The sequence below is a fragment of the Arsenophonus endosymbiont of Aphis craccivora genome, from assembly GCF_013460135.1.
Lineage (GTDB): Bacteria > Pseudomonadota > Gammaproteobacteria > Enterobacterales > Enterobacteriaceae > Arsenophonus > Arsenophonus nilaparvatae.
The window spans coordinates 72,252-84,968 of sequence record NZ_CP038155.1; the positions used below are offsets into that span (position 1 = coordinate 72,252).

At 40.3% G+C, this 12,717-nt stretch carries 10 protein-coding genes and 1 pseudogene; all 11 read left to right on the top strand.

Annotated features, from left to right (window positions below):
* Window positions 1-98: 98 nt before the first annotated feature.
* The 11 genes and pseudogenes from cra (at window position 99) to murG (ending at window position 12,694) form a co-directional block, all read left to right on the top strand.
* Window positions 99-1,106 carry a catabolite repressor/activator gene (gene cra, locus E3U36_RS00380; protein WP_180816738.1) on the top strand — a complete coding sequence of 336 codons (1,008 nt, stop codon included), beginning with the start codon at window positions 99-101 and terminating at the stop codon, window positions 1,104-1,106.
* A gap of 565 nt (window positions 1,107-1,671) precedes the next feature.
* Window positions 1,672-2,131: pseudogene (gene mraZ, locus E3U36_RS00385) on the top strand (division/cell wall cluster transcriptional repressor MraZ).
* 1 nt (window position 2,132) lies between these two features.
* Complete coding sequence (rsmH, locus tag E3U36_RS00390) at window positions 2,133-3,086, top strand: 16S rRNA (cytosine(1402)-N(4))-methyltransferase RsmH (RefSeq protein ID WP_180816739.1); 954 nt, start codon at window positions 2,133-2,135, stop codon at window positions 3,084-3,086.
* A 2-nt stretch (window positions 3,087-3,088) separates the two neighbouring features.
* On the top strand, window positions 3,089-3,406 hold the full coding sequence (gene ftsL / locus E3U36_RS00395; RefSeq protein ID WP_180816740.1) for a cell division protein FtsL: 318 nt from the start codon (window positions 3,089-3,091) through the stop codon (window positions 3,404-3,406).
* Window positions 3,407-3,428: 22 nt separating this feature from the next.
* On the top strand, window positions 3,429-5,141 hold the full coding sequence (ftsI, locus tag E3U36_RS00400) for a peptidoglycan glycosyltransferase FtsI (RefSeq protein ID WP_180816741.1): 1,713 nt from the start codon (window positions 3,429-3,431) through the stop codon (window positions 5,139-5,141).
* Window positions 5,142-5,184: 43 nt separating this feature from the next.
* Window positions 5,185-6,672 (top strand): UDP-N-acetylmuramoyl-L-alanyl-D-glutamate--2,6-diaminopimelate ligase, encoded by a 1,488-nt coding sequence (gene murE / locus E3U36_RS00405; protein WP_180816742.1) that lies wholly within the window; start codon window positions 5,185-5,187, stop codon window positions 6,670-6,672.
* Window positions 6,669-8,051, top strand: coding sequence for a UDP-N-acetylmuramoyl-tripeptide--D-alanyl-D-alanine ligase (murF, locus tag E3U36_RS00410; protein ID WP_180816743.1), 1,383 nt, complete (start codon window positions 6,669-6,671; stop codon window positions 8,049-8,051). The genes murE and murF overlap by 4 nt, the downstream gene beginning before the upstream one ends.
* The gene (gene mraY, locus E3U36_RS00415; protein ID WP_180816744.1) at window positions 8,045-9,127 is read left to right on the top strand and encodes a phospho-N-acetylmuramoyl-pentapeptide-transferase; all 1,083 of its coding nucleotides are present in this window, start codon (window positions 8,045-8,047) and stop codon (window positions 9,125-9,127) included. Before murF ends, mraY begins: the two co-directional genes overlap by 7 nt.
* Before the next feature lie 2 nt (window positions 9,128-9,129).
* On the top strand, window positions 9,130-10,443 hold the full coding sequence (murD, locus tag E3U36_RS00420) for a UDP-N-acetylmuramoyl-L-alanine--D-glutamate ligase (protein ID WP_180817464.1): 1,314 nt from the start codon (window positions 9,130-9,132) through the stop codon (window positions 10,441-10,443).
* The gene (ftsW, locus tag E3U36_RS00425; protein WP_180816745.1) at window positions 10,440-11,630 is read left to right on the top strand and encodes a cell division protein FtsW; all 1,191 of its coding nucleotides are present in this window, start codon (window positions 10,440-10,442) and stop codon (window positions 11,628-11,630) included. The genes murD and ftsW overlap by 4 nt, the downstream gene beginning before the upstream one ends.
* A complete protein-coding gene (gene murG, locus E3U36_RS00430; RefSeq protein ID WP_180816746.1) occupies window positions 11,627-12,694 on the top strand; it encodes an undecaprenyldiphospho-muramoylpentapeptide beta-N-acetylglucosaminyltransferase in 1,068 nt (355 codons plus the stop codon). Before ftsW ends, murG begins: the two co-directional genes overlap by 4 nt.
* Window positions 12,695-12,717: the final 23 nt, after the last annotated feature.

Here is a 12,717-nt window from a genome sequence, read left to right on the forward strand (position 1 = left end):
TTTTGCGGTGAAAATATCTCTTCAGCAAGTTAAAATGGAGCAACATTTATTGTCTCAAGCTTTTGAGACTTTTCCTGTTTGTAAAAGGGGTCATCAACGTGAAATTGGATGAAATTGCCCGTCTAGCCGGAGTTTCTCGCACAACCGCCAGTTATGTTATTAATGATAAAGCTAAACAGTATCGAGTCAGTGATAAGACTATTGAAAGAGTGATGTCTGTTGTTAAGGAACATAACTATTATCCAAATGCGGTTGCTGCAGGTCTGCGAGCTGGTCGTACCCATTCAATTGGTTTGGTGATCCCAGATTTAGAAAATACCAGTTATACACTGATTGCAAATTATCTTGAGCGTAAGGCACGTCAATGTGGGTATCAGTTACTCATTGCCTGCTCGGAGGATCAACCAGATAACGAAACTCGGTGTATCGAGCACTTACTAAAGCGTCAGGTGGATGCAATAATTGTTTCTACCGCTCTAGCCCCGGAACATCCCTTTTATCAGCGCTGGACTAACCGTTCATTACCTATTATTGCTTTAGATCGCGCATTAGAACAACAGCATTTTATTAGTGTTGTTGGTGATGATTTACAAGATGCCAAAATGTTAGCAACTGCATTACACAAATTTTCGGTTAAAAAAGTTCTCTATTTAGGTGCTCTGCCAGAGCTTTCTGTTAGCTTATTACGTGAACAGGGATTTAGAGAATCTTGGCAAGATAATTCACATTATGTCACTTATTTATATGCGAGTAGTTATGAACGTCATGCTGCTGAAGAAATTTTTGCGCAGTGGTTAAATCATAATGAAATGCCGGAAGCGTTTTTTACAACATCATTTTCTCTGTTACAAGGAGTAATGGACGTGATGTTAAAGCGTAATGGGCAATTAGCAAATGATATTGTAATTGCAACTTTTGGTGATAATGAATTGTTAGATTTTTTTACTTGTCCAGTATTATCGGTTGTTCAACGTCACCAAGCTATTGCTGATAAAGTAATAGAACTGGTATTAGCCAGTTTAAGTGAAAATAATAAGCCAAGCATTGGTGTAACACGTATCCAGCGTGACCTATGTAGAAGAGGTAGCTTAAGTCGTAAAATTTAACTTAAGTTAAAAATTATTTAATCACATTTAAAAAATGCGCTATTAAAATGGCGTATTTTTTAAAAATTAATAAACTAATAACAATAAATAGTAATAATTCGGATAATTCCTAATAAAATTGTTTCGAATAATAAGCTTCACACATAAAATAGTCACGGACTAATATAGAATATTTTTCTATTCAAAGTATAGACTTTGTACGATAAGCGATATAAAAAGTTACTGTATATTTATCAGTATTTGCAATATACTGATAAATAATATAATTTTTAAAATTTTACGACAAATAATTTTGGGGAAGCTTGATTAATTGTTATTTGTATGGATAAAGTGTTATCTGAAATAAGTATAAAAATTAATTTATTCAATTGTATAATAATGTTAATTGTTTTTAATTTTTTACTCGTCAGAAAACCCACCAATCATCTTCCAACATTATTCTGTAAATAAAACCACAGCACCGTGCTGTTGCTTGACAAGATTTTCATACCCTTCGTAAACTCTATAGTAAGTGGTAAATTGTGGTGTAATGTGGTGATTTTTGTAATATAAGGATTGAAGAGATATGTTTCGTGGCGCAACACTCGTCAATCTCGACAGCAAAGGGCGATTCACCGTGCCTACGCGTTATCGCGGTATGCTGAACGAGGAGTCTGAAGGGCAGATGGTTTTTACTATCGACCTTCATCAGCAATGCCTATTACTTTATACATTACCTGAATGGGAAATTATTGAAAAAAAACTATCACAACTTTCTACTATGAATCCGGCTGAAAGTCGTGTTCAGCGTTTATTACTTGGGCATGCCAGTGAATGTCAGATGGATAGTGCAGGTCGTCTTTTGCTCGCTAATACTTTGCGGCAACATGCCGGGCTCAAAAAGGCAGTTATGCGGGTTGGTCAAATTAATAAATTTGAGTTATGGGATGAGCAGACTTGGTATCAGTAAGTACAAACGGATGTTGAGGCTCAACACAGCACAAATGAACCAATTATCAACGCGGTTACAGGAGCTATCTCTTTAATATGGCAGACAGTCGGTTTAAACACATCAGTGTGCGTCTTGATGAAGCAGTCAATGGATTGAATATAAAAGCAAATGGCATTTATGTTGACGGTACTTTTGGCCTGGGAGGGCACTCGCAATTAATTCTCTCCCGGTTAGGCAGTGAAGGGCGCCTGATCGCGATAGATAGAGATCCGCATGCAGTGGCAGCCGCTGAAAAAAGGATCACTGATGACAGATTTTTAATTAAACATGGTTCTTTTTCTCAGTTACAGACATTTATTGCAGAAGAAAAATTAGTTGGCAAGATTGATGGCGTACTGCTTGATTTAGGTGTTTCATCACCGCAATTAGATGATCCAGAGCGAGGCTTTTCTTTTATGCGTGATGGACCATTAGATATGCGAATGGATCCGACGACAGGTCAATCTGCCGCTGAATGGCTGATGAAGGCGGAAGAATCGGATATAGCCTGGGTATTGAGAACTTATGGTGAAGAACGATTTGCAAAAAGAATTGCAAAAGCGATTGTGGCTCGTAACCATCATTCAGCGGAAGAGCCATTAACACGGACAAAACAACTTGCAGAATTGATAGCACAAGTTAGTCCGTTTAAAGAGAAACATAAGCATCCAGCAACGCGATCGTTCCAGGCAATTCGTATTTATATCAATAGTGAATTAGAAGAAATAGCAAAAGCATTAGAGGGTTCATTGAAGGTATTGGCACCGCTGGGACGGTTGTCGATTATTAGTTTTCATTCATTGGAAGATAGATTGGTTAAGCGTTTTATCCGCGAGCATAGCAGAGGACCAAAAATCCCGGTCGGATTACCATTAACCGATGTGCAATTAAAAGCAATTGGTAGCCCGATATTGAAAGTGTTAGGCAAAATGAAACCGACAGCAAGAGAAGTTATCGAAAATCCACGAGCAAGAAGCTCAGTTGTACGTTTTGCTGAAATGTTGGAATGATAATGACTGCGGAAAAATATAGCTTAATTAGGATGATTGGTTACGATATTTTTCGGCACGGAGCTGTCCCGTTGATTCTATTGATAGTGATTATCATATCAGCGATTTCAATTGTTACAGTCAGTCATCAAACACGATTATTAACAGCACAAAAGGATTTGATGACAGAAGAAAAAGAATCTTTAGATATAGAATGGCGCAATTTGATTTTGGAAGAAAACTCATTAGGAAATCATAGTCGAGTTGAACGCCTTTCGGTTGAAAAGATACAAATGGTCCATGTAGATCCGACACAAGAACATATTGTGATTGCAAAATAGTTTTAGTCAATAGGTAAACAACATGAAGCCTGCGCGCTCAGTGAAGTATAGAAGACGGTACGAAGAAAAAGTTAGCTATGTTAGCTGGCGTTTCTTGCTATTGTGTGCGGGCATAGGATTGGCATTAATTGGTCTTATTATTCGTGTTACTTATCTACAAGTTATTAACCCGGAAGAGCTTGTTAAAGAAGGTGATATGCGTTCGCTTCGCGTTCAGAAAGGGACGGCTGCACGGGGCATGATAAGTGATCGTGAGGGGCGTCAGCTAGCAGTAAGTGTTCCGGTTTATGCTATTTGGGCTGATCCGAAAATAATTTACGAAAATGGTGGATTAACCAATGATGAACGTTGGCAAGCATTAGCTGATGAGCTAAGGCTCCAGCTCGAGCAAGTGAACCATAAAATTAGTCTTAACCCTAACAGTCGGTTTGCCTATTTAGCGCGCCAAGTGAATCCATCTGTTGGTGAATATATTAGCAAATTAAAAATAGCCGGTATTTATTTGCGTAAAGAGTCTCGTCGCTATTATCCATCTGGTCCAGTAGCAGCGCATTTAATTGGGGTAACAGATATTGATGGACAGGGAATTGAAGGAATTGAAAAAAGCTTTAACTATCTATTAACTGGGGCTCCAGGCGAAAGGATAGTGCGTAAAGATCGTTATGGGCGAGTTATCGAAGATGTTTCTTCCATTGATAGTCAGGTTGCCCACGACTTGGTATTAAGTATTGACGAACGCATACAGTCATTGGTTTATCGTGAATTAACACGCAGTGTAATGGAGCATAAAGCTGAGTCGGGTACTGCTATTTTAGTCGATGTTCATACGGGTGAAGTATTGGCGATGGCTAACAGCCCCTCCTATAACCCGAATAATCTTGCAGGTACTCCAACTCAAGTGATGCGTAACCGAGCGATCACCGATGTATTTGAACCTGGCTCAACAGTTAAACCGATGGTAATCGTTAGTGCATTGAATAATGGAATTGTCAAAGCCAATAGTGTGTTAAATACTCAACCATATATAATTAGTGGTCATGAAATTAAAGATGTAGCAAGGTATAGTGAGTTATCGATTACAGGTATTTTACAAAAATCAAGTAATGTTGGTGTTTCAAAGTTAGCGTTAGCGATGCCTGCCGATGAACTGGTAGACGTTTATGCTCGTTTCGGTTTGGGTAAACCAACAAATTTAGGATTAATTGGAGAAAGTAGTGGCATCTTTCCTAATAAAAAAATGCGGTGGTCTGAATTTGAAAGGGCCACCTTTTCTTTTGGTTATGGGCTAATGGTAACACCACTACAGTTAGCGAGAGTTTATGCAACAATTGGTAGTTTTGGTATTTATCGCCCGCTATCAATTACAAAAGTTGATCCGCCGGTATCTGGAGCTCGTATTTTTCCTGAGGCAATTATGCGGATGGTGGTTCGCATGATGGAAAGTGTTGCATTGCCTGGTGGCGGTGGTGTTCTAGCCGCAGTGAAGGGTTATCGAATAGCAATTAAGACAGGTACAGCAAAAAAAGTTGGTAATGATGGCCATTATATTAATCAATATATTGCTTATACGGCTGGCGTAGCACCGGCAAGTAACCCTCGTTATGCCGTGGTTGTGATTATCAATGAGCCTACTGCGGGGAAATATTACGGTGGTGCTGTTTCTGCGCCCGTATTTGGAGCCATTATGGGCGGCGTTTTACGTTTAATGAATATAGAGCCTGATGCATTGACCTAAGATGATAATGAATTAGTAATTAACAAGATAAAAGAGGATACAGGTGGCAGATCGTAATCTACGCGATTTACTTGCAACACTGGGTGTTAACGCGCCAGATAAGGTGTTACGAGAAATGACGCTTGATAGCCGTAAGGTAGCGGCAGGAGACCTATTTTTAGCAATTAAAGGCCATCAAACAGATGGACGACAATATATTTCTCAAGCGATAGCGCAAGGTGTCGCCGCAATTATTGCTGAAGCACAAGGCGAGACAAAAGCTGGAACGATTCGATATATGCATGGCGTCCCTGTCATTTATATTAATGATTTGAATAATCAATTATCACTGTTAGCGGGAGAATTTTATCAACATCCAGCTGCAAAATTGCGATTAATTGGTGTAACAGGAACAAATGGTAAAACAACCACTACTCAGCTAATTGCTCAGTGGGCTAAAGGGCTGGGCGAAGTCAGTGCTATAATGGGCACGGTTGGTAACGGAATATTAGGACAAATTGTACCTAGTGAAAATACCACCGGCTCGGCGGTTGATGTTCAGGCTGAATTGCAGTTGTTGGTTGACAAGCAGGCAACCTTAGTGGCGATGGAAGTTTCCTCCCATGGCTTAGTGCAAGGTCGGGTGGCTGCTATTCCTTTTACCGCTGCTGTGTTTACTAATTTAAGTCGTGATCACCTTGATTATCATGGTGATATGCAAAATTATGCAGCGGCAAAATGGTTATTATTTTCAAGCCATAAATCTGATAAACAGATTATCAATGTAGATGATGATACCGGTTTGCAGTGGCTTGCAAGATTGCCACAAGCATGTGCAGTTTCGATGGAGGATCTCATACCTACTGATTGGCAGGGTGCTTGGGTGCTAGTGGAGCAAGTTGATTATCATGATCGTGGGGCGACTATTCATTTTAATTCGACTTGGGGAAAAAGTTTGCTAGAAAGCCCACTAATGGGGGCTTTTAATGTTAATAATGTCATGTTAGCCATGGCGACACTTTTAATGATCGGTTACCCATTTGATACGGTGATAAAATCATCACATGCCATACAACCGGTCTGTGGACGAATGGAAGTCTTCACCTCACAAGGGCGGCCAACGGTTGTTGTCGATTATGCTCATACTCCGGATGCACTCGAAAAAGCATTAATTGCGCTCCGTCTCCATTGTCGTGGCAAACTTTGGTGTGTATTTGGTTGTGGTGGTGATAGAGACAAGGGTAAACGTGCATTAATGGGCAGTGTGGCTGAACAGTATGCTGATATTGTGATAGTAACCGATGATAATCCACGTAGTGAAGAGCCAAAAGCCATAATCGATGATATTTTAAGCGGTTTTCTTGATGCTGGTCGGGCAATGCCGATTGTTGGCCGAGTGGAAGCGGTCACTAGTGCGATTATGCAGGCCGATACTGATGATGTCATATTAATTGCCGGTAAAGGTCATGAAGATTATCAAATTATTGGTGATCGTCCGCTCGATTATTCCGATCGCTTGACGGTAGCCCGGCTATTGGGGGTGATGGCATGATCCCTATTTCATTGAAGCAATTGGCTACTGTAACCCAAGGTGCTTTACAGCAAATAAATGATCAGCAGGCAGCGAGTTTATGGCTGGATACGGTAACAACCAATAGCCGCCAGCAATCCATTAATGGTTTATTTATTGCTTTAAAGGGTGAACATTTTGATGGTCACCATTTTGCTAAAGAGGCTATTGCAGCTGGTGCTACGGCATTATTAGTTGAGCGGCCGTTAACTATTCACTGTCCACAAGTTATTGTGAAAGATACGCGGTTAGCTATGGGAAAGTTAGCCGCTTGGGTTCGATCACAAATCAAAGCTAAGGTTATAGGGCTGACGGGCTCTTCTGGCAAAACTTCGGTTAAAGAGATGGTGGCCGCCATTCTATCACAATGTGGTACAACACTTTTTACTGCAGGTAATTTCAATAATGATATTGGTGTGCCGTTAACGTTATTTCGATTGACGGCAGAGCACCAGTATGCAGTGATTGAAATGGGAGCCAATCATATCGGTGAAATTGCCTATACCACTAATATGGTTAGACCGGATAGTGTATTGGTTAATAATTTATTTGCTGCTCATCTTGAAGGTTTTGGTTCATTAGCGGGTGTCGCTAAGGCAAAGGGAGATATTTTTCAGGGATTAGCGGAAACAGGAACGGCAGTTATTAATTTGGCTAGCCATGATTGGAAAAATTGGCAATCTTATTTTAAACAACAACAAACCATTTGGCGTTTTTCTATAGAGAAACAGCAACAGGCTGATTTTTATGCGGAAAATATTACCACGAAATCAATAGGTAGCGAATTTGAGTTGCATACACCAATCGGTATTGTCTCAATATTATTACCCTTAGCCGGTAAACATAATGTTGCTAATGCATTAGCGGCTAGTGCTTTAGCTATGTCTGTTGGTGCGACGCTTGAGCAAATAAGGCTTGGATTGGCAGCTGTGCAGCCGGTATCAGGTCGTTTATACCCAATTCATTTAGCGCCCGGTAAACTTATTTTAGATGACACCTACAATGCCAATACAGGCTCTATGATTGCTGCTGCTGATGTTTTATCTCAAATGCCTGGATACCGTATTTTGGTGGTCGGTGATATGGGTGAATTAGGCGATCAGACCGAAAAATGGCATCAAGCAGTCGGTTTGGCGACTCAGCAAATGAAGCTTGACCGAGTGTTAAGTATTGGTCAACAAATTATCGTTATTAGTCAACAGAGTGGTTGCGGTGAGCATTTTGCTTCTAAAAAAGAGTTAATTGCAAAACTGATCCCATTAATAAAAGAACACGAAACGGTATCAGTTTTAGTTAAAGGTTCGCGCAGTACAGCAATGGAAGAAGTTGTACACGCCTTACAGGAGTGCTTTTTATGTTAGTCTGGTTAGCCGAATATTTAGTTAAATATTTTTCTGGCTTTAATCTTTTCTCCTATTTGACATTTCGGGCTATTACCAGTTTGTTAACGGCTTTGGTGATTGCGCTATGGATGGGGCCCCATTTGATTTCCTATTTGCAAAAATTACAAATAGGTCAGATTGTGCGTGATGAAGGTCCCGAATCGCATTTTTGCAAACGTGGCACACCTACCATGGGCGGTGTGTTGATTTTATCTTCTATTGTGATTTCAGTCATGCTATGGGCGCGGTTAAATAATCCATATGTTTGGTGCGTATTAGCCGTTTTATTGGGATATGGTGTTATTGGCTTTATTGATGATTATCGTAAAGTGGTACGTAAAAACTCTAGAGGGTTGATTGCTCGGTGGAAATATTTCTGGCAATCCGTATTGGCTTTGGGAATAGCATTTGCTCTATATAGCACAGGTAAAGATACGGCAGTCACTCAATTGGTTGTACCATTTTTTAAAGATGTCATGCCACAACTTGGTATGTTTTATATTTTACTGACTTATTTTGTTATTGTTGGCACAAGTAATGCAGTTAATTTAACTGATGGACTAGACGGTTTAGCGATTATGCCAACCGTTTTTATTTCGGCAGGTTTTGCATTAGTGGCTTGGGCAACGGGTAATTTCAATTTTGCCAACTATTTAAAAATTCCTTATATCAGCCACGCAGGTGAATTAGTCGTGGTTTGTACGGCAATTGTTGGTGCCGGTTTGGGATTTTTATGGTTTAACACCTATCCTGCGCAAGTTTTCATGGGCGATGTTGGCTCATTGGCATTAGGCGGTGCATTGGGAACGATTGCGGTTTTATTACGGCAAGAATTTTTATTACTGATTATGGGTGGTGTGTTTGTTGTTGAAACCTTATCGGTAATTTTACAAGTTGGATCATTTAAACTGCGTGGTCAACGCATTTTTCGGATGGCGCCGATCCACCATCATTACGAATTAAAAGGATGGCCTGAACCTCGAGTCATTGTGCGTTTTTGGATCATCTCATTAATGCTGGTATTGATTGGATTGGTAACATTAAAGGTACGTTAATAATGGCTAATTATCAGGGCAAAAAAGTTGTCAGCATCGGGTTAGGCCAGACAGGTCTATCTTGTATCGACTTTTTTCTCTCTCGCCAGGTGGTGCCACGCGTAATTGATACCAGAATAACACCGCCAGGTAAGGATAAATTGCCGGCGGAAGTCGTCTGTCACTGTGGTAGTTGGAATAGTGAATGGTTGATGGCGGCTGATTTGATCGTTGCAAGCCCCGGTATTTCGCTTGCTACTCCAGAATTAAAAACAGCTGCAGATAAAGGTATCGAAATTATTGGTGATATTGAACTTTTTTGTCGTGAAATAGATAAACCGATAGTTGCTATCACCGGTTCTAATGGTAAGAGTACGGTTACAGCATTAGTTGGTGAAATGACAAAAGCAGCTAATTGGCAAGTGGCAGTTGGTGGCAATATTGGAACGCCGGTGCTGACATTATTAGCAAAAGATTATGATTTGTATGTATTAGAGCTTTCTAGTTTTCAGCTTGAAACAACATCAAGTTTAAAGGCTGCGGTAGCAACCATATTAAATGTGACAGAAGATCATATGGATCGGTATCCGACAGGTGTTGAACAGTACCGCGCTGCGAAGTTACGAATTTATGCTGGCGCTAAAGTTTGTATTATTAATGAACAAGAACCACAAACTTGGCCACTATTGGGCCGTGATGCACGTTGTATCAGTTTTGGCATTAATAGTGGGGATTATCAATTAAATACAAGTTGCCAAGAACTACAAATAAAAGGGCAACCGATTATTGATACCGCTGAAATACGGTTAGTTGGGCAGCATAACTATCTTAATGGCGCGGCTGCCCTGGCTTTAGCGGATGCGGTGAAGATTCCAAGAAAAGCAAGTTTAACGGCATTAACTCAATATGCAGGCTTGCCTCATCGTTGCCAATTAGTTCATCAGAATCAAGGTATTCAATGGGTTAATGATTCTAAAGCAACGAATGTTAGCAGCACAGAAGCCGCTTTAAAAGGTTTACAAGTAGCTGGAACGCTTTATTTATTATTGGGTGGGGAGGGAAAGTCAGCAGATTTTTCACCATTAAAACCCTATATCTCAGCAAAAAACATTAAATTATGTTGTTTTGGCCGTGATGGTTATCAATTGGCACAATTAAAACCGAATAGTTTGTTACTAGATACAATGGAGCAATGTCTGCGCGCCATCGCACCGGAATTGAAAGCCGGTGATATGGTACTTCTTTCACCAGCTTGTGCTAGCTTCGACCAATTTCGTAACTTTGAACAACGGGGTGATAGATTTAGCCAATTAGCAAAGGAGTTAGGTCAAGAATGATATTTAACTTCAAACGACTAACAAATTGGGCTAACGGTGAGCCGGATAACGATGTTCTGGATACGATCCTTTATGATCGTACTTTGGTTTGGCTTACATTAGGTCTGGCTATAATTGGTTTTATTATGGTGACATCAGCATCGATGCCAGTTGGGCAGCGTTTAACGCAAGATCCTTTTTTCTTTGCTAAACGCGATGTTATCTATCTTATTTTATCATTTGGTTTAGCTTTATTAGTCTTAAATATTCCAATGGTGTGGTGGGAAAAATATAATTTTTTATTATTGATAACCTCCCTAATATTGTTATTAGTGGTATTGGTTGCCGGAAGCTCAGTTAATGGAGCTTCTCGTTGGATTAATACCGGTATTGTCCGTATACAGCCGGCTGAGATCGCAAAATTAGCCTTATTTTGCTATGTATCCAGTTATTTAGTCAGAAAAACTGATGAGGTGAGAACGCGGTTTTTGGGTTTTATCAAACCGATGTGCATTTTAATATTAATGGCTATTTTACTGCTATTACAACCTGATTTAGGTACAGTAATTGTGCTGGTTGTGACAACTTTAGCACTGCTATTCCTGGCAGGTGCTAGATTAGCACCGTTTATTATCGGTATTGTTATTTGTGCGGTAGGTGTTATTGGCTTGATCTATTTTGAGCCTTATCGTTTGCGTCGAATAACCTCTTTTCTCAATCCATGGGCGGATCCTTTTGGCAGTGGCTATCAATTAACACAATCTTTGATGGCGTTTGGGCGTGGTGAATTATGGGGCCAAGGTTTAGGTAATTCTATCCAAAAATTAGAATATTTGCCTGAAGCACATACTGATTTTATTTTCTCAGTTTTAGCGGAAGAACTTGGTTATATCGGTGTTGTGTTAGTGCTTTTAATGTTATTTTTCGTTGCTTTTCGCAGCATGATGATTGGCAAACGGGCATTAGATGCAAAGCAACATTTTTCCGGTTATCTAGCCTGTTCAATCGGTATCTGGTTTACTTTCCAAGCGTTGGTTAATGTTGGCGCTGCAGCCGGAATGTTACCAACTAAAGGGTTGACACTACCGTTAATTAGCTATGGTGGCTCTAGCTTATTAATTATGTTTATTGCCATTGCTATCTTGTTACGTATCGATTTTGAAACACGCCTTAAGAGAGCACAAGCATTTGTAAGGAGAACGAAATGAGCCAACCAAAACGCCTCCTGGTGATGGCTGGCGGTACTGGAGGACATGTTTTTCCCGGACTGGCAGTGGCTAATTATTTAAAGCTACAAGGTTGGGATGTTCGTTGGTTAGGAACTGCTGACCGGATGGAGGCAGATTTAGTTCCTAAGCATGGCATTGAGATTGAATTTATAAACATTTCTGGTTTACGTGGTAAAGGTATCAAAGCATTTCTGGTAGCTCCGTTTAAAATTATTAAAGCAATAAAGCAGGCAAAAGTGATTATGCAGCGTTATCAACCTGATGTCGTATTAGGCATGGGAGGATATGTTTCTGGCCCAGGCGGTATTGCTGCCTGGTTATCTAATATTCCAATTGTACTGCATGAGCAAAATGGGGTAGCAGGTTTAACCAATCGGTGGTTAGCTAAAATTGCTAAGCGTGTTTTACAAGCATTTCCAAGTGCATTCCCTAATGCTACGGTAGTCGGAAACCCAGTTCGTGAGACGGTCTTAGCCTTACCTGAACCCGAAGAACGTTTAATTGATCGTGATGGCGCTATTCGAATTTTAGTGATAGGGGGTAGTCAAGGGGCAAGAATTTTAAACCAAACATTACCCGCAGTAGCCGCTCAACTAGATGGAAAGGTGACTATTTGGCATCAAGCGGGCAAAGGTGCTCAGCAAATGACGGAAACTTTATATAAAAAGTTATGTGGTAAATCAGATAATTCTAAAGTAACTGAATTTATTGATGATATGGCTGAGGCTTATGCTTGGGCTGATATCATCATCTGTCGAGCAGGTGCTTTAACGGTAAGTGAAGTTGCTGCTGCCGGCTTACCAGCAATTTTTGTTCCTTTTCAGCATAAAGATCGGCAACAGTACTGGAATGCGTTACCGTTAGAGAAGGCTGGAGCAGCGAAAATTGTTGAGCAGCCGCAATTTTCAACGGATGCGTTGGTGAATCTATTACATCAATGGTCGCGTCCGCAGTTATTGGATATGGCAAAAAAAGCACGAGCGACATCGATTACTGACGCAACTAAACGTGTGGCGGCAACCTTAATTGAAGTTGCTAAATGAAACCGATTTTACATTGCAGAATG

Bases quoted from the DNA above. Each gene is read 5' to 3' on its own strand.
- ftsW (WP_180816745.1), top strand. From the start codon at position 10,440: ATGATATTTAACTTCAAACGACTAACAAATTGGGCTAACGGTGAGCCG.
- murF (WP_180816743.1), top strand. From the start codon at position 6,669: ATGATCCCTATTTCATTGAAGCAATTGGCTACTGTAACCCAAGGTGCT.
- ftsI (WP_180816741.1), top strand. From the start codon at position 3,429: ATGAAGCCTGCGCGCTCAGTGAAGTATAGAAGACGGTACGAAGAAAAA.
- murG (WP_180816746.1), top strand. From the start codon at position 11,627: ATGAGCCAACCAAAACGCCTCCTGGTGATGGCTGGCGGTACTGGAGGA.
- rsmH (WP_180816739.1), top strand. From the start codon at position 2,133: ATGGCAGACAGTCGGTTTAAACACATCAGTGTGCGTCTTGATGAAGCA.
- ftsL (WP_180816740.1), top strand. From the start codon at position 3,089: ATGACTGCGGAAAAATATAGCTTAATTAGGATGATTGGTTACGATATT.
- murD (WP_180817464.1), top strand. From the start codon at position 9,130: ATGGCTAATTATCAGGGCAAAAAAGTTGTCAGCATCGGGTTAGGCCAG.
- mraY (WP_180816744.1), top strand. From the start codon at position 8,045: ATGTTAGTCTGGTTAGCCGAATATTTAGTTAAATATTTTTCTGGCTTT.